This is a genomic window from Mucilaginibacter flavidus, assembly GCF_024055575.1.
Lineage (GTDB): Bacteria > Bacteroidota > Bacteroidia > Sphingobacteriales > Sphingobacteriaceae > Mucilaginibacter > Mucilaginibacter flavidus.
Map to the genome: position 1 here is coordinate 40225 of NZ_JAMXOE010000004.1, position 22331 is coordinate 62555.

The following is a 22331-nucleotide window of genomic DNA, read 5'->3' on the forward strand; positions in this document are numbered from 1 at the left end:
TTTACGATTTGCCCGATTTTGATCCGCCTGCGCCACCCATGCTAAATATATTTTCGCCGTAGCTTACCACTAAATTATCGCGTTCGCGCTGGCGTTTTAAGGCCACGTCGATAAGTGTTTTAAGCAGTTGTGCAAAGTTTTTATCGGTGGCATCCCACAGGTAAAATGATAATGAGCCGGGGATGGTGTTTATTTCGTTTACGTATACCTTGTTGTCTTTTTTATCAACCAAAAAGTCGATACGCGATACACCCGAGCAGGATAAGATCCTGAACGTTTCTTTAGCCAGTTCCTGTATCAGCTGGGTTTGTTCTTTGGGGATATTGGCCGGTATCTGGCGCTTAGTGCTCGTCATGCCTTTTGATGAGCCTCCTTTGGTATTGCTGACGTATTTGTCTTTATAGCTTAAGATATCACCTGCACCAAGCGGTTCCTCGCATACTGATGCAGTTTGATTGGCCGAATCGCCCAATACAGAGCAATTGATTTCTTTAAGGTCAACTACCATCCGCTCAACCAAAATACGGCTGCTGAAACGCCCGGCAAGCTCTACAGCTTCAATCAGCGCGGCCTCGTCGGCCGCTTTTGAAACCCCAACGCTCGAGCCCAGGTTTGATGGTTTAACGATAACCGGGAAACCAATTTTTTTGATGTTCTCGATAATGGCGTCTTTATCCATGTGCCAGCTGCGGTCGGTAAACCAGGTATAGTCAACCACGGGCAGCTTGCTTTCTTTCAGCACCATCTTCATCATTATCTTATCCATACCGATGGCCGATGAAAGTACATCGCAGCCAACGTAAGGAATACCCTTCAATTCAAGTAGTCCTTGAAGCGAGCCGTCCTCGCCGTTAGTGCCGTGGATGATAGGGAACGCAATGTCAATTTTACCCAATTCCCTGCTTTTCCATATCGAACTTTGTACAGCGTTGATGGTGAAATCCCCAAAGGTTGGCGTTAAATAAATCTCGGTGCACTGCGCTAAAAGCGAGTCGGTATTTCTATAGTTATCTACAGTTAAAAGCGCGTCGCCTGTATACCATTTGCCGGTTTTGGTAATGTAGATGGGAGTAATGTCGTAACTGTTTTTATCAAATGCTGCGATGGCCTGCTGTGCAGAAATAACTGATATTTCATGCTCAACCGACCGACCGCCAAAAATAACGCCAACTTTAATTTTCATTTTTTCTAGCTGTGTAATTGGTTCTAAAGTTCGTATGTATCGGGTAAATCGTTTTCGTATAACAATACATCGCCCGCTTTGGTAAAGCCGTTTAAATGGTTAACGGCATCCTTAAAGTTTTGGGCAACATATATTTTTTCGTCGGGATAATTTTTGTTTTTTAACCCGGCCATAATTGGTAATGTAATATTCTTGCCTACAAGTATAGCATAATCGCAGCTATCTGCAATCTGTTCGCCCAATAAAGTATTATAATATTCCTGTTTTTCGCCCAGCTCAATCATACCAGGAGTGATAATTATCTTGCGTTGCCCCTCAATTGCTTTTAAAACTTCCAGCGCCATTTTTGAGCCAACCGGGTTTGAGTTAAAAGCATCGTCAATAACAGTAACACCATTTGAATGAACCCTAACCTCAAGCCTGTGTTGTACCGGTTCCAGTTTCTTTATGGCAAAAGCAACGCTGCTATCCGGAACTTCCAAATGCCGGGCTACAATATAACCGGCTAATATATTCGACAGGTTGTAGCTGCCCACCAATTTGGTATCAAAAGCAGCCAGTTTTTCGCCTTTATGATAAACCGAAAACGCCGAGCCGCGGGCAGAGTAACTGATATCTTTTAAATAATAGTCAACCTTTTCATTATCCGAGGAGTAAAGGGCAGTTTCCCTGTCGCTCACCGGGCGGTTGGCAATAAACTCGTAGTCGGCATTTAACACAGCCAGCCCGCCGGATGGTAAAGCATCGATCAGTTCGAATTTGGTTTTTTGCACATTCTGGATAGTTTTAAAGCTTTCCAAATGCTGCTCGCCAACCGCGGTAAGTATGCCAATTTGCGGGTGTACCAAATCACAGATTTCTTTGATGTCGTTTGGCTGTTTGGCGCCCATTTCCACAATAAAAACCTGGTGGGTGGCCTGCAATTGCTCGCGCACGGTTTTTATAACGCCCATGGTGGTGTTGTAGCTGCCGGGCGTCATCAGCACATTGTATTTTTCGCTGAGCATGCGGTGCAAAAAGTGCTTGGTGCTGGTTTTGCCATAGCTGCCTGTTATGCCGATTATAATTAAATCAGTCCTGCTTTCCAGTATTTTTTTTGCATCGTTATAGTACCAGTTGTTAACCGCTTTTTCAACCGGGGCTATTAAAACGTTTGCTATCGCGATGATTGCGAAACTCAACAACAGTGCAAAACCGCCTACCCAAAGGGTGCACAACGCTTTGCCGGTTAGTATGTAGTAAACGCCACCTGCAATTATTGAAAGTAAAAACGTAAGCGCGAACAACCTTTGCGCCCGTTTGGTAAACACTACCGGCTTTTTCTGTTTTTTTATGAAAAGGAGATAGGCCAGTAATGCAAATAAAAGGATGATTGCTACAGTTGCCACAGTTGCACCTGCAAGCAGGATTAACACGCCTGTGATAACCAACGCAATAGCCTCGAGCACGCGGGTTGTAATTACCAGGTTGGTTTTAAGCCAATTAAAATAGCGTTCGTTGCGGTACGAGTTGAGCTGCATCATGTGCAGTTCGAACCTTAATTTGGCAAAAGCATAAACCAGGATTACTGCCAGTGCGGCAAAAAATAGTATGTTCTCCATTAACTGTTCTTCTTATCGGGCTGCAGAAAATTATTCAATATTATTAAAAACTCGCCCAGTTTTTCAACGAAGGCAAAGTGACCTGCATTTTTTAACACCACCAGGCCGGCGTTGGGTATCAGCTTTTCCATTGTTTTGGCATCGCTGACAGGGGTGGCCGTGTCGTTTTCGCCCCAAACCAGCAGGGTGGGGGCTTTTATGTTTGGCATTTCTGCCTTCAAATCTTCGTTAACCGATTTTACCAGCACCTGCCGCATAATAGCCGATGCGCTTTTATAATCGCTCGACCCGGCTTGCTTGCGGTAATTTTCAATTATCTCGTTGGCCTTTGTGCGGCCAACCAAATAGGGCAGTACCGCCCGGACAAATTTGTAGGTGTAAATTTTTATGTAATAGCTTAAGGGACGGTGCGGTTTAATGCCTGCGCTATCCAACAAAACCAGCTTTAAAACCGGGTTGCGCGATGCGTAAACAATAGATATCCGGCCACCATAGGAGTGCCCAGCCAAAATTGGATTGCTGATGTTTTTAAGCTTGAAAAATTCTTCGATAAACGCGGTGTACTCGTAAACACCCCATACCTCTTTAGGTTCCTGGCTTTTACCAAAACCTGGCAGGTCGATTGAAAAAACGTGAAATTCACTTTCCAGGTTTTGCTGTACCCTTGTAAAAGCCTCCAGGTTTGAGCCCCAGCCGTGCAGAAGAACAACCGGCTTACCTTCACCTGTTTCCCTGAAATTTACATTAAGTCCCTTAACAATTTGGGTTTGCTCCATAAGTATGTAACGATGCTGGCAAAGATAATAAATAAGTGACAGCTATAACAGGCAACGTCCGGTTACGCGTTGTCAAAAATTGCTAACAAATACAAAGTACTTAAGTGTTAAAAAAGATGAGAATTATTCCTGGTTATTTTTCGAGAATCTAAAAAAGAATGAGTTTTTATTGATAATTAACTAATCGCTATAATGGCTCGTTTTAGTATATCAATAGCTTGCTCCAGCTCTATCGGGTTTAATGATGCAAAGCCAATCCTTACGTGATTTTGGAGATAGGCAGGGTCATGATAATAATCGGTGCCGTCGCTTATGGTGAGCCCCATGGTTGCCGCCTTTGCTGCTACTTCTGCTGGCTTTAGCCCTCTTAAGTATTCCATCCAGATAGCAAATCCCCCATCAGGTATTTTGAACTTCACGTATTCGCCTAATTTTTCCTGTAGTAAACGGCACAATATATCCCGCCGCTCGTGGTAGACTTTGTTGGCTTTTTTTAGGTGACGGCTTATGTCTCCGTTTTTTATCAGGGTGGCCATGGCTTCTTCAATCAGTTGCTCGCCTTGCCGGTCAACCAGTTTACGGAAACGGGTAGCCTGCACAATTAAATTTACAGGTGCTATCATAAAACCCATGCGGATGCCGGGTGCAATTGTTTTTGAAAATGAACCTACGTAAACAACCGAACCGCAATAATCAACACTTGCCAATGGCAATATAGGGCTGCTGGCGTAATGAAAATCAAAGTCATAATCATCTTCAACAATGGCAAATTTATGTTTGCGTGCCAGTTCGAGCAATTGCATGCGACGCTCGGCACTGAGGGTTACGGTTGTTGGGCTATGGTGATGTGGGATTACATAAACCAGCCTGACTTTTTTCTTTTTGCAGATGTCGTCGATAGCGTCAACATTGATGCCGTTTTCGTCAACCGGTAACAACTGTACTTTAGCGCCGGCCAGTTCAAAAATCTCGCTGGCTACGGTATAACCGGGGTCTCCTGCAATAACAATGTCGTTTTTACTGATTAACACCTGCCCGATGAGATACAAGGCCATCTGCACGCCTTTGGTTATCAAAATATTTTCGGGTTTAACCTGCAAGCCGCGTGTTTCGCCAAAAAAACGGGCAAGTTCATTCCGTAAGTTTTCTGAACCCTGTTCGGGGCCGTACAACAGGTATTTCGACGTGAAATGATACCGGGCAAAACGGCGGTATTCGCGTACCATTAACTCAATAGGAGCAAGGCGCGTATCGGGGAAGCCATCATCAAAAACCAGGTTATGTTCTGGCTTTTTTTGGAAAGGCTGTGAAAACGGTGAAGAACTGACCGGTACTTCAAAAAATGTTTTATCTGGATAAGCGTTTTGCTGTAACTCATCTTTGATTTTCCTTGGCGATACATCAGGCAGGTTTTTGGCAACAAAAATGCCCTTACGCGGGTAGGCATCAACCCAGTTTTGGGCATACAGTTCGTCGTAAGCTGCTACCACCGTTTTGCGGTGTACCTGCAAATCGGCAGCCAGTATCCTGCTTCCCGGCAGTGCCGATGCAGGCTTTAACGTGCCGCGCCTTATGTGGCTGATAATGCCGTTTGCTATCTGCAAATAAACCGGCACATGCGAGTTTTTGTCGATGATTATGAGGCCCTTAGGAAATTGCATACTGGACTACCTTGTTTGTGTTTTCTGGACTATAAAGATAGTCCAATGATGTATTAATTTTACATCAGCAAACAAAAATAATATGCAACTCATCAAAAAATATTCATCGGTATACCTAAGGGCAGGGCTGACATTCAGCTACCTGTGGGAAGTTGCCGACCGCCTTGGTATCATTGGCAAACACGGCCAGCCGCACGTAGGCTGGGGCGACTGGGCCCATTTTATAGATTATGCCCGCCAGACAATGGCCTTTATTCCTGCTGGGCTAATACCTGTTTTTGCAGCGATTGCCACTTTAGGCGAGGGGTTATTCGGACTGATGCTGTTAACCGGATTTTTTACCAGGGTTGCTGCTGTAGGCAGTGGCTTGCTGGCTCTCGCCTTCGGCATTTCAATGGCTATATCGTTTGGGATTGAGTCGCCGCTGGGCTATTCAGTTTTTACGGTTAGCGCAGCAAGCCTGTTACTGGCAAGTCTGCCAGATTATAAATGGAGTATAGATTCACTATTAAATAAAAATCAACAATCATGAAAACAATTCAGCAAAAAGCGCCTGCATTATTGGTGATAATTGCATTCGCAACGGTTTATATCGTGTGGGGCTCAACCTACTTTTTTATAAAAATGGCTGTAAACGGTTTCCCCCCTATGTTGATGGGAGCATTCCGTTTCACCACTGCGGGCTTATTATTGCTCGGTTACAGCGCTATTAAGGGTGATAAAATTTGGGTAAAACGGGACATTATCAACTCGGGCATCAGTGGTTTGCTTACCCTGTTTGTGGCAACAGGCATCGTAATTTGGGTTGAGCAAACTTTACCCAGCGCCATGGTTGCCATATTGGTTTCGGCAAGCCCCATATGGTTTGTTTTGATGGACAAAGTAAATTACTGCACCAATTTTAAAAACAAGGCCGTTATTTTAGGGGTGCTAGTTGGTTTTGCGGGTGTTATGTTATTGTTTGGTGAGCAGCTAAGTAAAGCCCTTGGCGGTAATTATAACCCTTCAATGCTTTTCGGGGTTGGCCTGTTATTGCTTGGAACAGTTGCATGGTCGGCAGGGTCGTTGTTTTCGAAAAGGAAAGGCAGCAGCAGCCCTGCCCTTTTAAATACCGCCTGGCAGATGATTATTGCCGGCCTTGCCTTTGTACCTGCAGCTTTTGCTCACCACGAGGTTAGCAGCTTTAACATTCAACACGTACCAACGCAGGCGTGGATGGCTTTGGTTTATTTAATAATATTCGGTTCCATCGGTGCGTTCAGTGCGTATATATGGCTGTTGCAGGTGCGTCCGGTTACACAGGTAAGCACACACTCATACATTAACCCGGTTATCGCACTTTTGCTGGGGATGTTTTTTGCAGGGGAACATATTTCTGTGCTGCAAATAGCCGGATTGGCGATCATCTTGTTTAGTGTGCTGCTCATCAACCTTGATAAATACCGCAACGCAATCAAAGAAAAGAAACCCGAAGCGCCGGTTATTAAACTTACTGATTTGCAAGCCAACGGCAAAGCGTTGAAAGCGTGTTAACAGAGTTAATAGTGAAAAATCCCGGTTGGCGTAAGGTTGGCCGGGATTTTTTTTGCGGATTTTAAAAAAGCTGTTTAGGCACCTCGCAGATTGCAAGCGGGAGACGCGAAGCATTGCGTCTCTACGAGGCTATTTTATTTCTTTGCTTTGCCCGTTTCCTTATAAACAACCGTATATCCAGCCTTTTCATCGGTATGCTCGCGGCCTGTTTTTGCGTCAAATGTCAGCGGTTTTTGCATTAGCCTGTTACCGTTCAACACCAATTTCAAACCGATGGTATCTGTCATGCCTTCCTGCATAAAACTCCACACAGCGTTAACGGTGTCGCCTTTTGCAGTGCCTGTAAGCGTTCCTTTGCGGCTGTCCTTTTGATAAGGTAGCCAGTTCATCTGGCCGGTTACTTTATTATTTTTTATAGCAAGCTCAATAGTTGTGCTGTCCTGGTTTTTAGTGCCTTCAGTTAATAAAAAACAACGCGAGGTGTCGGTAGCCGTCGCAGTCTTCAATGTTGAAGAATCCGGGCTATCAGCATCCTTGCTTTCGGTTTTGGTGTTATTTGATGTGCACGCCGCCGCCAGCAACGAGATTAAAATCAAACTTAAATTAAAATACTTCATACAACTATGACAGTTTTAACAGCCAAAAGTTTTCGAAAAGCTAATCCTGCAAATCCTGGCAATCCTTTAATCGTGTTTATTTATAACTCGCATCATTCCACCGCAATTCATTCCGTAACTGGTCCAGTTTAGTTTCCTTCCCAATGCGTATAAATTCCAATCCTGCTATATCAGCAAAGTCCTGCAGGTGTTCAGCTGTTAAATTCTGGCTGTAAGCGGTATGGTGCGCGCCTCCAGCGTAAATCCAGGCTGCGCAACCGGTTTTCATATCCGGGTACGGTTTCCAAAGTACACGCGCAACAGGCAGGTTAGGTAAATCATTTTGCGGCTCAACGGCTTCCACTTCGTTAATTAACAAACGGAAACGGTTGCCCATATCTACTATCGAAGCGTTTAATGCCGCGCCACCTGCCACATTAAATACAAGCCTTGCAGGGTCGGCTTTGCCACCGATTCCAAGCGGGTGAACTTCCAGGGCAGCTTTGCCATTAGCCAATGAAGCATCAATTTCCAGCATATGTGAACCTAAGACCAACTGATTATTTGGGTCGAAATGATAGGTGTAATCTTCCATAAATGCATTGCCTCCCTTAAGGCCACTGCCCATTACCTTAAAGGCACGCACTAGCGCGGCAGTTTTCCAGTCGCCCTCGCCGGCAAAGCCATAGCCTGCGGCCATCAACCGCTGGGCTGCAATACCCGGCAACTGTATCATGCCGTGTAAATCTTCAAAAGTATCAGTGAAGCCCTTAAAGCCGCCTTCTTCCAAAAACTTCTTTAAGCCCAGCTCAATTTTTGCTGCATCATAAACTGATTGATGCTTGGCCCCGCCTTTTTGCAAATCAGCAGCCATGGTGTAAGTTGCCTCATATTCTGTAAGCAATTCATTAATCGCATCATCGCTAATGCTGTCAATAACTTTCACCAAATCGCCAACGCCGTAGGTATTTACTGAATACCCAAATTTTAGTTCTGCTTCAACTTTATCGCCTTCGGTAACGGCAACATAGCGCATGTTGTCGCCAATACGGGCGAATTTTGCGCCCTGCCAGTCGTGCCAGCCGGCTGCGGCCCTTGCCCAGGCATTTATTTGGCCCAATACTTCCGGGTCCTGCCAATGGCCAACCACAACTTTGCGGTTTTTACGCATGCGTGATACGATGAAACCAAACTCGCGGTCGCCATGGGCGCTTTGGTTCAGGTTCATGAAATCCATATCGATAGAACTCCACGGGATATCGCGGTTAAACTGCGTATGCAGGTGCAGCATTGGTTTTTGCAGGATGCTTAAGCCGCGAATCCACATTTTGGCAGGGGAGAAGGTGTGCATCCAGGTTATGATACCGATGCAATTTGCAGTGGTATTTGCATCCTGGAGGGTGGCGTAAATTTCTTCCGGGGTTTTAACAACCGGTTTGTAAACCACACGAACAGGCGTACCTGCCGCACCATCCAAACCCTTTGCAATTTGCTGAGAATGCTCTGCAACCAGTTTTAAAGTTTCTTCTCCATACAAGTGCTGGCTCCCGGTTATAAACCACACTTCAAATGCTTTAAGATCTATCATGTTATAATTAGCGATTTTTTATAATTGGTGAATTAGCGAATTAGTGAATTAGTGATTGAAAAAGCCATTTACTTAGTTATCTACTGCCAACTGCTTACTCAAAACTGCTAACTCAACTCTGTCCATAGTAAGAATCCGGCCCGTGTTTGCGCTCAAAATGTTTTTTTATTAACGAATCCTTTAATCGGGGTGCGTTGTTGTTTATCTGCTCTGTTAAGTAGGCCATTTGCGCTACCGACTCCAATACCGCGCTGTTGTAAACCGCTTTTTCGGCAGTTTTGCCCCATGTAAAAGGGGCGTGGTTACCTACCAGCACCATTTCTGTTTCTCTATAGTCCAATCCGGCTTGTTCAAAATGATTGATAATCTGGAAGCCGGTTTGATATTCATAATCGCCCCTTATCATTTCATCATCCATCGGCGGCGCACAGGGGATATCAACCGTCAAATGATCGGCATGGGTGGTGCCAAATATTGGTATGCACCGCTGCGATTGTGCCCAGGCCGTTGCATAGGTTGAATGGGTATGCACTATTCCATTAATACCCGCCCAATTTTTATACAACACAGCATGGGTTTTTGTGTCCGACGAAGGCCTTAAGTCTCCCTCGATGGTATTGCCGTCGAAATCAACAATCACCATTTTTTCAGGCGAAAGCTCTTCATAAGGCACGCCGCTCGGCTTTATAGCAAAAACACCAAGTTCACGGTCGGCGGCGCTTACATTGCCGAAGGTAAACAGCACCAGCCCCAGTTTGGGCAGCTGCATGTTTGCATCGTACGCGCTTTGTTTTATACGCTGATATTTGCTCATTAGTATATTTTCAATTCGTTATCGCACAGGCCTGCGACTTGTGCTGGTGGATTTCGCCCTTTCAGGGCTTTTAGCTTTGGGTTCTACCAATTACTGCTGACCCTGAAAGGGTCAAATTCGTCAGCGCAGGGCACCGCCCTGCGCGAAATTCGCGATAATTATTTATTTAGTGCCCTCAATAAATTTCCCCAACCCGGCATATTGCTCATATCTCTTTTGATAAACCTCTTGCAAGCCTTCATTCGGAAAATACTCTGCATCAAACCCACGGCCCATTGCCTGCATCGCATCTTCAACTGTCGGATAAATACCCGCCACCACTGCTGCAAACATGGCTGCACCCAATGCGCAGGTATGCTCAAACTGGTGTATCCGGATAGGCATACCCAATACATCGGCCATCATTTGCATGATATAGGGCGATTTTTTAGCAACGCCGCCAATGCCGATCAGCCCTTTCACCGGTATGCCTTCTTCTACAAATCTGTCTACAATACTTTTTGCGCCAAAGCAGGTGGCCTCGGCTAATGCGCGGAACACACGCGGGGCATCGCTGCCCAACCCCAGCCCGGTTATTGCACCTTTAAGTGTTTGGTCGGCGTCGGGTGTGCGGCGGCCATTAAACCAATCTATCGCAAGTTCATTATCTTCGTCAACAGGTAACAATGCCGCTTGTCTGCTTAGTTCAGGAATTATCTTCGCCACAAGTTCATCTTTCAAAGCTTCGGCTGTTTTTTGGTCGATAAGGGTTGACGACGTCAAAGCATTCAACGGCCAGGCCAAAATATTTTTAAACCAGGCATAAGTATCACCAAAAGCCGATTGCCCTGCCTCAAGCCCCACCATTCCCGGAATTACCGAGCCATTTACCTGCCCGCAAATACCGCGGATAAGCTTGCCTTCAATGTCTGCAGCCGGAGCCACTAAAATATCACAAGTTGAGGTACCCATTACCTTGCTCAGGTGGTACGGTTCAATTTGCCCGCCAACGGCACCCATGTGGGCGTCAAACGCGCCTACGCCAACAACCACATCGGTTGAGAGGCCTAACCTTTGGGCCCATTCAGGGCTTAAAGTACCTGCTGCTTCGTTGGATGTATAAGTATCTTTAAATAAACGTTCGGTAAAACCGGATAATAGCGGGTCGAGCGATGAAAAGAATTCATCAGGCGGTAACCCGCCAAACTCTTCGGCCCACAAGGCTTTGTGCCCAGCTGAGCAGCGGCCGCGTTTTATTTGCTCAGCATCGGTTCCGCCGGTTAATAAAAACGGTATCCAGTCGCAGTGCTCTACCCAACTATGGCAAGCCTTCGCAACCTGGTCATCGGCCCTTAAGGTGCGCAGCAGTTTAGCCCAAAACCATTCGGACGAGTAAATGCCACCCACATATTTTAAATAATTTGTATCGAATTTTGTAGCATGGTCGTTTATCTGCGCCGCTTCATTAACGCCGGTGTGGTCTTTCCACAACACAAACATGGCATGCGGGTTGGTTTCAAAACCAGGCGTTAAAGCTAATGGGGTGCCGGTTTTGTCAACAGCAACGGGGGTTGAACCTGTTGTGTCCACCGCCAGGCCTTTAACGGCCTTTGCAACGTCCCGGCCAGCCTTCTTTAAACAATCCTTAATTGTCGCTTCCAGCCCTTCAATATAATCAAGCGGGTGTTGCCTGAATTGGTTTTCGGCGGCATTGCAATATAATCCCTGCTGCCAGCGCGGGTAATTAAATACCGAAGTGGCAACTTCGTCGCCATTAGCGGCATCGATTAAAACCGAGCGAACAGAATCCGTTCCATAGTCAACGCCAATCACAAATTGGTGGGTGGTCATAATTGGTTTTATTTTTAGTGTCGAAATAACACTTATTTTTTGACAAAACGAAATTTAGAAAAAAAAATTAATGTTTTTACTTTCGTAATTATTAAAGTATCAGGGTATCCGGATTTGGGATAAAGTTTAAAAATGCCTGGAACTTAGCATAATAGTTCTGCATGTTTAACTGGTAATAATATGCTCCTCTTTTTGAACCTGCTTTGTCTTTTTCGGCAAGCTTTATCAATAAGCCGGTAGCTAAAACCCTTTTGCTGAAATTTCTTTTATCAATGGTGGTGTTAAACACGCTTTCGTAAAGTATTTGTAATTGTGGTATAGTAAACCTTGCCGGCAACAATTCAAATAAAATAGGGTGAAGGGCTGCCTTGTACCTTATGCGCCTTTTAGCCGCCTCAACCATTTCCTGGTGATCGAAAATAAGCTTTGGTACCTGTTTCAATAGAAACCACTCTGCATGATAATCATTGCTGAGTTGCGTTTCGTATTGATGAATGTCGATTAAAGCAAAGTAGGCGGTTGATACAGTGCGTTCAATCGGGTCGCGGTTTGTATCGCCAAAGGTGTGCAATTGCTCCAGGTAAACACCGTCAATACCGGTAAGTTGCTTTAATATGCGGTTTGACGCCTGGTCAAGACTTTCGTTTTGTTCCACAAAGCCACCCATAAGGCTCCAGTTGCCTTTTTCGGGCTCAAAGCCACGTTTTATTAATAGTATTTTTAAAGTTTCTCCATCAAACCCGAAAATGATACAATCTACTGCTAATAAATGACGGGTTTGTTTAGAGTATTTATGCATTTTTAAAAGTGATTTGCTTAATGTCAGGGGCAAATGTATTACATTGTTGATAGATAAAGAAATGCAGGATTAATACTTAACTATCGAAAATTAAGTAAACCATGGATAATTTATTAACGATGTAGCCGACAGATAATTAGATTTGATTAATAAAACTTTGCCAATAATACTTTGACGCTTATTCGCGACTAAGAAAAACGGCTGTGTACACCGGGCAATACGGGATCAAAAATTTAAACCGGATTGATTTTAAACAAAGCATATGAGAAAATTCACACTTATAGCCGTATTGATTTTTGCAGTACAAATTGGCATGGCACAGGATATGGACCTCTCGGTAAAATGGGATAAAACCACCATGGTTTCAAAGTCAACTGCCACGCTGCAGGTTGTGGGCAACCCTATGCTGCGCCGTGGAGCCAGTATGCACGATGGTTCGTTCGGTGCGTTGAAGGACTTAGGAGCCGATTATGTGCGTTATGTGCCGTGGTTTCCGTATCCAAAGCTGGCTGTAGCCGAACTGGAGCCTCCGACTGCCTCCACAACATCCTGGGATTTTAGTTTGATAGACCCCATGACTATCGATTTTTTGGAAGCCACGAAAGGGCATTCCATTATCATGAATTTTAGCACCATACCGCAATGGATGTTTAAAACCGACAAAAAAGTAACTTACCCTGCCGACCCAAATGAAGTTGGCTGGGGCTACGGCGGTGGCACCCAATTCAGGGACCCAACCATGAAGGAACTAACCGGCTATTACGAGCGTTTGATCAGCTGGTATACCAAAGGCGGATTTACCGACGAACTGGGAAAATATCATAAATCGGGCTATCAATACGAGTTTCAGTATTGGGAAGTGTTAAATGAGCCGGATTTGGAGCATAATTTCACCCCGGAGATGTACACCAAAGTTTATGATGCAATGTACACGGCAATTCATAAAGTATCGCCAAAAACGAAAATTGTCGGACTTGGCCTGGCCTATGAAAAGCCATACTGGTTTGAATACTTTTTAAATCCGAAACACCATAAGCCGGGCATCCCGCTGGAGGTAATATCATACCACTGTTACGCCAATGCAAACGACGGGCAGAAATTCGACGCCTACGAGTATACGCTGTTTGATAAGGCCGACCTGTTTTTAGAAAAGGTGGGTTTTATTGAAAGCGTCCGCAAACGCCTATCGCCAAAAACCAAAACGGATATCAACGAGCTGGGTACGTTTGTAAGCAACGCTATGCGCGCGCAGCCGATAACCCAGGAATATTGGAACCTGTCGGCATCCGTTTATGCTTACTTCTTCATCGATCTGACCAGGCAGGGGATTGATTATATCGGCGAATCGCAACTGGTCGGTTTCCCCACACAATACCCGGATGTGAGCATGATCAACTACACCAACAGCAAACCGAATGCACGCTTTTGGGTGCTGAAGCTCATAAAGGATAACATCCATGCGGGCGATAAACTGGTAGAAACGGGTATAGGTAATAACGGTAATGGCGATGTACATGCGCAGGGGTTTGTGAGCAGTGCAGGGAGCAAAAAAGTACTGGTACTTAACAAACGGAACAAAACGATAACTATTAAATTGCCCGCAGGCTTTGCAGGCGCCAAAGTAAGCACCATTGATGCGGCGTCGGGTGATAACGCTGCTATTGAGAGCACTGTTAAGGGCGATACAATTGAGTTGAAGCCGTTTGCGGTAAGTTTGGTGGTGTTGGAAAAATAGGGAGGTAATTAAAACGAACCCCTGTAGAGACGGGATGCTTCCCGTTTCCCGCTGACTGGTAGTCACTGCGCATGTTTGCAACCTGTCAGCGGGAGACACATTACGTCTCTACGTTGTAAATCAAGGCAAAAGTAAAATATCTGAAAATCAGCATGTTTCACAGCGTTCCGGGTGTTCCATGTGCAAAAATGGAACGCTTTTGCGTGTAAATTTACGCCATGATTGGCGACAATACCACCAAAGACGAAAGCAAAGCCTGGTTTTTTAAGCCAGCATATCACCAATTTTGTTGCCGGTTTTAACAAGATTTTCCCTGGTATTGGCCATCGCAGTAGCCAGATCGGTACCAGGCTCATTGATACAAATCAGCTGGTCAAAAAATCGATCGAGTTCTTCATCCGGTTTAGACGGAATAACACCGCCTACGCCGATAACTTTTAAACCAGCCTGCTTCGCCTGCAATGCAACCCCGTAAGGTCCTTTACCCTGTAGTGTTTGCCGGTCAATGCTGCCTTCGCCGGTGATGACTAAGTCTGCGTGCTGCAGCGCTTCGGCAAAGCTGGTGAGCTTTAAAAAATATTCTATACCGTTTACCAGTTTCGCGTTCAGCCAGGTATTCAGGCCAGCCGTGGCGCCGCCTGCCGCGCCGCCATGTTTAATATCGGCCATGTTTTTGCCGGTTTGAGCGGTAGATATCTTTGCAAAATTCGCCAGAAAATTCGCCAAAAACGGGACATCTTTAATCGATGCCCCTTTCTGCGGGCCAAACACGGTTGCCGCTCCCTGTGGGCCGAGCAGCTTATTGTCAACATCGCAAAGAATAACTATTTCGCAATTGCTTAATCTTTTATCAAGGTCAGATGCGTCAATCTTAGCCATATTAACCAGGCTTTCGGGGACGGCTTGTAATACATCCCCGCCATTATTCAAAAAACGAATACCTAAAGCACTTAATATTCCGCAGCCGCCATCAACAGTTGCAGAGCCGCCCATGGCTATAATTATTCGGCTTGCGCCTTCGTCCAAAGCGAATTTTATCAATTCCCCTGTTCCGTATGATGAGGTTTTTAAAGGGTTTAGCTCTTCCTTTTTCAGCAGCCGCAAACCCGATGCATCCGCCATTTCAATTACCGCTGTTTTGCCATAGTCGATCAACCCGAAAGAGGATTTGATTTTCTGACCAAGCGGGTCGGTAACTTCTTTCCAAACTACTTTACCATTGCAGCTTTCAACAATGAGGGTTCCTGTTCCATCGCCGCCATCGGCGATGGGAAAGCATTGGGTGGTGCAATCCAGTTTGCTTCGCTTTAAGCCTTTTTCAATTGCCAGAGCTACTTGTCCGGCATCAAGGCTGTTCTTAAAAGCATTTGGGGCGATGAGGATATGCATGTTATAAAACCTTTGATAAAATATAAACCATAATTATCGTTGTGGTGCCCATCAATATGGTAGCAGTTGAATAAACCTTCAGCATGGTCTTCATTTCCAACCCTGAAAACTTTGCGATCACCCAAAAATAGGCGTCGTTAGCGTGCGATATCATCATAGATCCGCCACCCATAGCCAGCACGCAAAACAGTTTGCCGTTTTCGGTATTCAGCCCCAATGCAGGCAGCAAGGGCAGCATTATTGAAGCGGCGGTAATTATGGCAACCGTTGATGAACCCTGTGCCGTTTTTAAAACCGACGTCAATAAAAACGGAAAGAAAATACCCATGCTGCCCAGTGCCAGCGATTGGCTAAAATGTGCACCGATATTTGCCGAGGTTAAAATAGCGCCAAACGCGCCACCCATACCAATTATAACCAATATGCCGCCGGCTTTTTCTGCCCCTTCCTGCAATAATTTACTCAATTCGCCTTTTTTCCAGCCGCGTTTGCAGTTAAATGCCAGCAGCACCCCAATCAAAAGGGCCGTTACTGGGTCGCCCAGGGTAAGTAAAAACGTAGCCCAGGCCGGGTAAGTATGCGCGCCCGCTGTTAAAAACGACTTTATACCGATTAAAACTATCGGGACAAAAACGGGCAGGCAAGCTTTTATCAGTGACGGGCGTGCGTGTTCATCATCGATATCAAAAACTTCATCTGTTACGTGTTCAATTGTTTTTTTACCCGCATATTTCGCCCATAAATTGCCAACAATCATGGCTGGGATGGCTACTACGATTCCAATTAGAATCAGCTTGCCGAAATCAACCCCTATGGTGGCTGCCGCTGCCGAAGCACCGGGGTGTGGCGGAATTAAACAATGTACGGCATATAAACCCGTAGCGAGGGAGACGGACATGATGGTTATTGGGATGCCTGTCCGCCGCGCCATTGAGCGATTTAGTCCGCTAAGTACAATATATCCAGAGTCGCAAAAAATGGGCGGGCCAACTATAAAACCTGTCAGGCTCATGGCCCAGGGAGCGTGTTTATTACCTAATTTCTTTATCAAATAAGTTGCCATCACTGTTGTGCTACCGGTGTATTCAAGCAGCAGGCCCAGCGTTGTGCCCAATACAACTATCAGCCCCAACGATTTTAAAATATTGCCGAAACCGTCCTTCATCGTTGTTATCACGCCGCTTAAAGGCAGGCCGATACCGAGCCCCACAACCAAACAGGCTAGAAACAATGCAAAAAATGCAGGAACCTTATATTTTGTAGTAAGCAGCACAATCAGCCCAATGCCGGCAGCTAAAAGTGTAAGAATATAAGTTAGCGAATGAGCCATTTATTTTGTGGTAATGGTATGGGTAAAGTTATAACACCTGTTTAAATTTCGGCGTTAAATTTGTATTGAGGCTTATTTATTATCTTGTATTAGGAATATTTACAGATAGTTGGCATTTGGATAATAAAGTTTTTTGGCCAGTTGTTACACAGCAGCCTGCAAAAAAGTTGAATGCTGAACGCTTAATATCGAATAATAAAATGAAAATAGCCGGCCGGTTTGATATTCGAATTCATTATTGTATATCATTGTAGCTTTTATGCGTGTGCCATCCGGTCTTCAAGGCATTCTTTCACTTTTTTTAACACTACTGCTATATCAAACGGTTTTGCAATAAAAGCGTCCGAACCATAGTTTCCCAATGAATCGAGTACCCTGGGGAATGCAGAAAGCATAATGACCTGCAGCAACGCGGTTCCGGGATTCGCTTTTATCTCGTGACAAAGTTCACCTCCGTTAATGCCCGCCAGCAAAAAATCAAGCATTACCAAATCGGGATTATGTTGAGTTACACTTTTAATGATGGACTCGGTGTAATTCAGCGCTGTGACTTCATAGCCTTCCCTCTCCAGTACGTCTTTTAATAAGTTCAGGATTTCGTAGTCGTCCTCAACTACAAGTATTTTTTGAGACATAGAAATTATAATTGGTAGGGTAATAACACGTCGTACAAATCATTTGTTTTAGGCTCTATTGTAACATTTTTAGATTAATTGTAGGTTATTGCAGCATAATCTGCATATCTTTATCTTAGGCCACCGCCATTTACTTTTTGCCCCCGGATGAAAAAATACTTAATAATTTTAGCCTGTTTTATGACTACCATGTTAAACGCCCAAACCCCGGTTGAAATTAACTTATGGCCAAAAGACAGGCTTATTGATACCGTCAAAGGAAAAAAACTGGTTGAGCATGACATCAGCAAGCCAAACGATGACAAAGTATCGGGCAAGGCGGTTATCAGGCTGGGCGATATTACCAATCCTACAATAAAAGTCTTCAAACCAAAAAATCCAAATGGAACGGCTGTTGTGGTTTGCCCCGGTGGTGGCTATTACATTTTGGCCATGGATTTGGAGGGTACCGAAATTTGCGAATGGTTTAACTCGATAGGGGTAACAGCTATATTGTTAAAATACCGGGTACCGACCCCGCCCGGCAAGCTACGGTACGAACTGCCGCTGCAGGATGCGCAAAGGGCACTGGGCCTTGTTCGCTTTAATGCTGATAAATGGGGCATAAGACCGGATCATATAGGCATCATGGGCTTTTCGGCAGGTGGGCATTTATCAGCACTGGTAAGCAATAATAATGAGAAAAGGACTTATCTGCACGTGGATGTTGCAGATGATATAAGTTGCCGCCCCGACTTTACCATACTAACTTACCCTGCATATTTAATTGACGAAAAACAACCAGGCAAACTGGCTGATGAGATACAGGTATCGGCCAAAACACCACCAACATTTATCTTTCAAACCGAAGACGACCCCATTAATGTTGAAAATGCTTTGTACTATTATTTAGCACTTAAGCAGGCAAAAGTCCCTGCAGAAATGCATTTGTACCCTACCGGCGGCCACGGCTATGGCATCCGCAGCAAAACAGGCGGCATAGGGACTTACAAAGAACTTATTGCTAAATGGATGGTTGATAATAAATTGTAAGCCAGTTGACGGTATTGCCGGCTTTAAATAAGGGCTGCGGTTTTAGAGCCAAAAATGATGGAGTAATAAAATGGGCTTAATTTTTGTTTAGTTACATTTACCCTGTAAATATTTGGTTAATAGCTACCCAAAACAACGAAATGAAAAAACTATTTATATTCTTTAATTTATCCTTACTTATTTTGTCAGCATCTGTTTATGCCCAGGATAAAAAAGTGGTGGTTGTTACTTTTTATGCTGATAAACAAATTGATATCAGCAGGGTTGCCACAAAGTCTGCTGAGGCTAGTGTTACAAAGCTTTGTAATGATCCTGATTTTGACATGAGTTCGTTTTTAAAAAACTTTCACGATCAGTTTTTCAAAAACTACGCCAAAAAATTTAATTTCCAACTGTTGCCTGAGCGCGAGGTGATAGATAATTCTGACTACAAAGATTTTGTTCCAAACGACCCTGCTACGGTAGGTGCCTTAAGAGATGAACTGACTCTCGCCGCGAAAGGTTATAAAGTTGTATTGCCGTTGAAAGATAATGGCAATGAGAAAAAACTGGCTGAAATGTTTGCCTCCGCCGATGGCATAATGAAGGTTTATCTCGATTTTAGCATGGAGAAAAAAGGCCTTGGCGGTGTGGCTTTGGTGAAGGTAAATGCCAGCGTTCACATTCTTTTGTTTGATAAAAACGGCAAAAAAGTGTTTTCAACAACCGAAACTGCCATATCGCAACTGACAGGGAGCCAGATTGCAGGTATTTCATTCCTCACTCCCAAAAAAGTGCTGCCCCTTTGCGAAAATGCTGTGGATGAGCTGATGATAAAACTGCAAGACGATATGCCAAAAATAGCGGCAAAAGCAGACGGAAAATTGTAGCGTCCTGGTTAGTTTGACCCCTTGTTTATTCGCTAAGAACTTTGGCTAAAGCCATCTTAGTTTACGCTTTAAGTTCCGTCGGCTTAAGCCAGACGGCAATGAGTTATGCCTTGTTTTTTGTCTTCATTGCCGTCGGTTTTAACCGACGGGGAAGAGATTAAGAAAGTCGGGCTTTAGCCAAATTACGCTCTGCTCTATATCTGCCAAATAATTGTGTATAAGGTATATCAGCGACGCACTTCCTGGTTATTTTGCAGATGATAAACCTTCCCCGAATAATTACCAATGCCCATTGTTTAATTGCAGATAACCTTATAAATTGCTGTGCATTAACGCAACCGATCTGCATAAAATAATATGGAGCAAAACGAAATAGTTTACGCACGGGAACTCACCCTGCATCCCGAAGAATTTATTGATGTCTTAAAACGCAGTACTCTTGCCGCACGCAGGCCGGTGGACGATCTGGAGCGGATAAAATCTATGTGCCAAAACGCTAATTTGATAGTTACCGCGCGTAAAGATGGCAAGCTGGTAGGGGTGGCGCGCTCATTAACCGATTTTATTTATTGTACCTATTTGTCTGATTTGGCGGTTGACGAAAGCCTGCAAAAGCAGGGGATAGGTACCCGGCTGATAAAAGAAACCAAAAGGCTTACGCCACAGGCAAAATTGATTTTACTTTCGGCGCCCGCTGCCGTGGGCTACTATCCTAAAATAGGGATGACGCGGCACGAGCACTGTTACATGCTGGATAATGAGAACGACTTAAAAATATCCGAATGAGCATCAAAAAAAATATCGCAGTAAAACTAGCCATAAAATGGTCGTTGATATTTGCTTTGGTTATTATGTTTGCCCATGCAACAATGGCGCAAAGCAGCTCGGCCGGCAGTGTTTATCAATTTGACGGCAATGCCGAAACCCGCTGGAGCAGCCCCGAAAATCTGAACGGTAAAAAAGGGGCTGGTGGTAAAGAAAATAACGGTGCCAAGGGCCATCCGGCAGATTGGATAGAGGCGGGCAGTTCGAAAGCTTTACTTGATATCCGGGGAACTGGCATCATTAATCGTATATGGATAACTATTGACGACAGGTCGCCGCAAATGCTGCGCTCGTTAAAAATCGAAATGTTTTGGGATGGTGAGAAAAAACCGGCAGTTTCTGCTCCTATTGGCGATTTTTTTGGCGTTGGCCTTGGTCGCACGACAGCTTTTCAGAACGTTTTTTTTGCTAACCCGGAAGCCCGCTCGTTTATATGCTATATCCCTATGCCTTTTAAGAAAGGTGCCAGGATTGTGATAACTAATGAATCGAAACTTAAGCTGCATAATATCTATTTCGACGTGGACTATAGCCTGCTGCCCGAATGGAACAACAGCAATATGTATTTCCATGCCGCCTGGCGCCGCGATACCGCAACCACGCTGGCGCAGGATTTTGAGATACTGCCCCGCGTTAAGGGCCGCGGCAGGTTTTTGGGCGTAAATATGGGTGTTAACGCTAATCCGGTTTATGGCAAATCGTGGTTTGGCGAAGGTGAGGTAAAGATGTATTTGGATGGCGACAGGGATTATCCATCTATAAATGGTACCGGTACCGAAGACTATATCGGCACAGGCTGGGGACAAGCGAAGTTTATTAACCAATATTCGGGCTGTACCGTTGCCAGCGATAGTTTGCTGCAATGGGCTTTTTACCGCTTCCATGTGCCCGATCCGGTTTATTTTAAAACTGATTGCCGCATAACTATGCAGCAAATTGGCGGCGACACAAAGCAAAAGGTTGCCGGTTTCCAGGCGGCGAAAGCGCCATTAATACCAATAACCACGTATGATGACAAACTCCACATGTTTTATAAAAAAGGCGAAGTGCAGCAACTGGATAAAATCGAGCTGACTGATGGATGGGCGAATTTCTACCGTTCGGACGATGTATCTGCAACCGCTTATTTTTACCTGGATAAGCCTGCTGATAATTTACCTGCATTGCAGCCGGTTGCCATTCGCACCACGCAAATGCGAGATAAAGCGCCTAAATAACCAGTCCGAATAATTCTATAATGAAGAAAGCATTCATTTTATTGCACCTCGCTGTGGTACTTGCAGGTTTTACGGGGGTATTTGGCAGGTTGATAACGCTTAATGCCGGGCTAATCAGCTGGTACAGGTTAATGCTTTCAGGATTGTTATTGCTGCTGATTTTGACGGCAAGCGGCCGACTCAAAAAAATCACTTTTAAAAACGCGGTCAGGATTGGTTCTGCAGGTGCCTTTCTTGGTTTGCATTGGGTTTTCTTTTACGCAAGCATTAAGTATTCCAATATTTCGGTAGGTGTGGTTTGCTTTTCACTTACAAGTTTCTTTACATCTATTTTAGCGCCGCTGCTCAACCGAAAGAAATTCTCATTGGCCGAATTGATATTAAGCGGACTAACCCTATGCGGTATTGGGCTTATTTTCGGGCTGGATGCACATTATCGTACCGGTATTATTCTTGGAGTAATATCTTCATTGTTAGTGGCCTTTTACACCATATTTAATGAGCGGCTTACAAAAGTATTTGCTAATGAAACCATTACACTTTATACCATGTTTGGCGGCTTTGCAGGTGTCACGCTATTTTTGCCTGTATATCTTTATCTCTTTTCGGTTAAAATGGAATTGCCTTCGTTGCCGGATTTTGGCTATTTGCTGATACTGGCCTTGTTTTGTACAGTGTTGCTTTACCTGATGTCGACCTATGCGCTAAAAACAATTTCGGCCTTTACTGTTAACCTAACCTTTGGCCTTGAACCGTTATACAGTATTATACTGGCTATCTTAATTTTTAAAGAGAACAGGGATCTCACCGTTGGATTTTATTGCGGCCTTGGGTTGATCATACTTTCCGTAGTGTTGCAGATGGTTAGGGTAGCAGGACATCGGCGGAAAAGAACGATATCAGCAGATTAAAAAAAAA

20 protein-coding genes are annotated in these 22331 nt (G+C 44.6%); 8 read left to right on the forward strand and 12 right to left on the reverse strand.

Features of this window, described 5'->3' with window-relative positions; all coding sequences use genetic code 11:
- Position 1: 1 nt before the first annotated feature.
- The 4 genes from NAF19_RS09380 to pdxR all read right to left on the reverse strand — a co-directional run bounded on the left by NAF19_RS09380 (position 2) and on the right by pdxR (position 5221).
- Positions 2-1183 (reverse strand): D-alanine--D-alanine ligase family protein, encoded by a 1182-nt coding sequence (locus tag NAF19_RS09380; protein WP_252789784.1) that lies wholly within the window; start codon positions 1181-1183, stop codon positions 2-4.
- Positions 1184-1206: 23 nt separating this feature from the next.
- On the reverse strand, positions 1207-2784 hold the full coding sequence (locus tag NAF19_RS09385) for a Mur ligase family protein (protein WP_252789785.1): 1578 nt from the start codon (positions 2782-2784) through the stop codon (positions 1207-1209).
- Positions 2784-3560 (reverse strand): alpha/beta fold hydrolase, encoded by a 777-nt coding sequence (locus tag NAF19_RS09390; protein WP_252789786.1) that lies wholly within the window; start codon positions 3558-3560, stop codon positions 2784-2786. The genes NAF19_RS09385 and NAF19_RS09390 overlap by 1 nt, the downstream gene beginning before the upstream one ends.
- Positions 3561-3736: 176 nt before the next feature.
- Positions 3737-5221 carry a MocR-like pyridoxine biosynthesis transcription factor PdxR gene (pdxR, locus tag NAF19_RS09395; protein WP_252789787.1) on the reverse strand — a complete coding sequence of 495 codons (1485 nt, stop codon included), beginning with the start codon at positions 5219-5221 and terminating at the stop codon, positions 3737-3739.
- A gap of 82 nt (positions 5222-5303) precedes the next feature.
- Between pdxR and NAF19_RS09400 the strand changes: the two genes are divergently transcribed.
- Entirely contained in the window at positions 5304-5753 is a 450-nt protein-coding gene (locus tag NAF19_RS09400; RefSeq protein WP_252789788.1) for a TQO small subunit DoxD, read from the forward strand.
- Positions 5750-6754, forward strand: a complete 1005-nt coding sequence (locus NAF19_RS09405) for an EamA family transporter (RefSeq protein ID WP_252789789.1) — start codon at positions 5750-5752, stop codon at positions 6752-6754. The genes NAF19_RS09400 and NAF19_RS09405 overlap by 4 nt, the downstream gene beginning before the upstream one ends.
- A gap of 134 nt (positions 6755-6888) precedes the next feature.
- On the opposite strand, the gene NAF19_RS09410 is transcribed toward NAF19_RS09405, so the two are convergent.
- The 5 genes from NAF19_RS09410 to NAF19_RS09430 all read right to left on the reverse strand — a co-directional run bounded on the left by NAF19_RS09410 (position 6889) and on the right by NAF19_RS09430 (position 12381).
- Complete coding sequence (locus NAF19_RS09410; protein ID WP_252789790.1) at positions 6889-7371, reverse strand: hypothetical protein; 483 nt, start codon at positions 7369-7371, stop codon at positions 6889-6891.
- Between the two features lie 76 nt (positions 7372-7447).
- Positions 7448-8938, reverse strand: coding sequence for an L-arabinose isomerase (gene araA / locus NAF19_RS09415; protein ID WP_252789791.1), 1491 nt, complete (start codon positions 8936-8938; stop codon positions 7448-7450).
- A 112-nt stretch (positions 8939-9050) separates the two neighbouring features.
- Positions 9051-9752, reverse strand: a complete 702-nt coding sequence (locus tag NAF19_RS09420; RefSeq protein ID WP_252789792.1) for an L-ribulose-5-phosphate 4-epimerase — start codon at positions 9750-9752, stop codon at positions 9051-9053.
- A 162-nt stretch (positions 9753-9914) separates the two neighbouring features.
- Positions 9915-11582, reverse strand: coding sequence for a ribulokinase (locus NAF19_RS09425; RefSeq protein WP_252789793.1), 1668 nt, complete (start codon positions 11580-11582; stop codon positions 9915-9917).
- A 91-nt stretch (positions 11583-11673) separates the two neighbouring features.
- A complete protein-coding gene (locus NAF19_RS09430; protein ID WP_252789794.1) occupies positions 11674-12381 on the reverse strand; it encodes an NUDIX hydrolase in 708 nt (235 codons plus the stop codon).
- Positions 12382-12643: 262 nt separating this feature from the next.
- On the opposite strand from NAF19_RS09430, the gene NAF19_RS09435 reads away from it, so the two are divergent.
- On the forward strand, positions 12644-14116 hold the full coding sequence (locus tag NAF19_RS09435; RefSeq protein ID WP_252789795.1) for a glycosyl hydrolase family 39: 1473 nt from the start codon (positions 12644-12646) through the stop codon (positions 14114-14116).
- Positions 14117-14380: 264 nt separating this feature from the next.
- Here NAF19_RS09435 and NAF19_RS09440 read toward each other — a convergent pair whose 3' ends face one another.
- The 3 genes from NAF19_RS09440 to NAF19_RS09450 all read right to left on the reverse strand — a co-directional run bounded on the left by NAF19_RS09440 (position 14381) and on the right by NAF19_RS09450 (position 17470).
- On the reverse strand, positions 14381-15505 hold the full coding sequence (locus tag NAF19_RS09440) for a glycerate kinase (RefSeq protein ID WP_252789796.1): 1125 nt from the start codon (positions 15503-15505) through the stop codon (positions 14381-14383).
- 1 nt (position 15506) lies between these two features.
- Positions 15507-16835, reverse strand: a complete 1329-nt coding sequence (locus NAF19_RS09445) for a GntP family permease (RefSeq protein ID WP_252789797.1) — start codon at positions 16833-16835, stop codon at positions 15507-15509.
- A gap of 257 nt (positions 16836-17092) precedes the next feature.
- A complete protein-coding gene (locus tag NAF19_RS09450) occupies positions 17093-17470 on the reverse strand; it encodes a response regulator (RefSeq protein WP_252789798.1) in 378 nt (125 codons plus the stop codon).
- A gap of 147 nt (positions 17471-17617) precedes the next feature.
- Between NAF19_RS09450 and NAF19_RS09455 the strand changes: the two genes are divergently transcribed.
- From NAF19_RS09455 to NAF19_RS09475, 5 genes are all read left to right on the forward strand, one after another.
- The gene (locus NAF19_RS09455) at positions 17618-18502 is read left to right on the forward strand and encodes an alpha/beta hydrolase (protein WP_252789799.1); all 885 of its coding nucleotides are present in this window, start codon (positions 17618-17620) and stop codon (positions 18500-18502) included.
- Between the two features lie 140 nt (positions 18503-18642).
- Positions 18643-19371 (forward strand): hypothetical protein, encoded by a 729-nt coding sequence (locus tag NAF19_RS09460; protein ID WP_252789800.1) that lies wholly within the window; start codon positions 18643-18645, stop codon positions 19369-19371.
- A gap of 357 nt (positions 19372-19728) precedes the next feature.
- Positions 19729-20157 (forward strand): GNAT family N-acetyltransferase, encoded by a 429-nt coding sequence (locus NAF19_RS09465; RefSeq protein WP_252789801.1) that lies wholly within the window; start codon positions 19729-19731, stop codon positions 20155-20157.
- On the forward strand, positions 20154-21413 hold the full coding sequence (locus NAF19_RS09470) for a glycoside hydrolase family 172 protein (protein ID WP_252789802.1): 1260 nt from the start codon (positions 20154-20156) through the stop codon (positions 21411-21413). Before NAF19_RS09465 ends, NAF19_RS09470 begins: the two co-directional genes overlap by 4 nt.
- A 20-nt stretch (positions 21414-21433) precedes the next feature.
- Positions 21434-22324: a DMT family transporter gene (locus NAF19_RS09475; RefSeq protein WP_252789803.1), complete on the forward strand. Its 891-nt coding sequence runs from the start codon at positions 21434-21436 to the stop codon at positions 22322-22324.
- The last annotated feature ends 7 nt before the right edge of the window (positions 22325-22331 follow it).

Coding starts and splice junctions, on each gene's coding strand:
- NAF19_RS09380 (WP_252789784.1), bottom strand. CDS start 1,183: ATGAAAATTAAAGTTGGCGTTATTTTTGGCGGTCGGTCGGTTGAGCAT.
- araA (WP_252789791.1), bottom strand. CDS start 8,938: ATGATAGATCTTAAAGCATTTGAAGTGTGGTTTATAACCGGGAGCCAG.
- NAF19_RS09390 (WP_252789786.1), bottom strand. CDS start 3,560: ATGGAGCAAACCCAAATTGTTAAGGGACTTAATGTAAATTTCAGGGAA.
- NAF19_RS09465 (WP_252789801.1), top strand. CDS start 19,729: ATGGAGCAAAACGAAATAGTTTACGCACGGGAACTCACCCTGCATCCC.
- pdxR (WP_252789787.1), bottom strand. CDS start 5,221: ATGCAATTTCCTAAGGGCCTCATAATCATCGACAAAAACTCGCATGTG.
- NAF19_RS09420 (WP_252789792.1), bottom strand. CDS start 9,752: ATGAGCAAATATCAGCGTATAAAACAAAGCGCGTACGATGCAAACATG.
- NAF19_RS09475 (WP_252789803.1), top strand. CDS start 21,434: ATGAAGAAAGCATTCATTTTATTGCACCTCGCTGTGGTACTTGCAGGT.
- NAF19_RS09410 (WP_252789790.1), bottom strand. CDS start 7,371: ATGAAGTATTTTAATTTAAGTTTGATTTTAATCTCGTTGCTGGCGGCG.
- NAF19_RS09440 (WP_252789796.1), bottom strand. CDS start 15,505: ATGCATATCCTCATCGCCCCAAATGCTTTTAAGAACAGCCTTGATGCC.
- NAF19_RS09455 (WP_252789799.1), top strand. CDS start 17,618: ATGAAAAAATACTTAATAATTTTAGCCTGTTTTATGACTACCATGTTA.
- NAF19_RS09435 (WP_252789795.1), top strand. CDS start 12,644: ATGAGAAAATTCACACTTATAGCCGTATTGATTTTTGCAGTACAAATT.
- NAF19_RS09430 (WP_252789794.1), bottom strand. CDS start 12,381: ATGCATAAATACTCTAAACAAACCCGTCATTTATTAGCAGTAGATTGT.
- NAF19_RS09445 (WP_252789797.1), bottom strand. CDS start 16,835: ATGGCTCATTCGCTAACTTATATTCTTACACTTTTAGCTGCCGGCATT.
- NAF19_RS09470 (WP_252789802.1), top strand. CDS start 20,154: ATGAGCATCAAAAAAAATATCGCAGTAAAACTAGCCATAAAATGGTCG.
- NAF19_RS09460 (WP_252789800.1), top strand. CDS start 18,643: ATGAAAAAACTATTTATATTCTTTAATTTATCCTTACTTATTTTGTCA.
- NAF19_RS09400 (WP_252789788.1), top strand. CDS start 5,304: ATGCAACTCATCAAAAAATATTCATCGGTATACCTAAGGGCAGGGCTG.
- NAF19_RS09385 (WP_252789785.1), bottom strand. CDS start 2,784: ATGGAGAACATACTATTTTTTGCCGCACTGGCAGTAATCCTGGTTTAT.
- NAF19_RS09425 (WP_252789793.1), bottom strand. CDS start 11,582: ATGACCACCCACCAATTTGTGATTGGCGTTGACTATGGAACGGATTCT.
- NAF19_RS09450 (WP_252789798.1), bottom strand. CDS start 17,470: ATGTCTCAAAAAATACTTGTAGTTGAGGACGACTACGAAATCCTGAAC.
- NAF19_RS09405 (WP_252789789.1), top strand. CDS start 5,750: ATGAAAACAATTCAGCAAAAAGCGCCTGCATTATTGGTGATAATTGCA.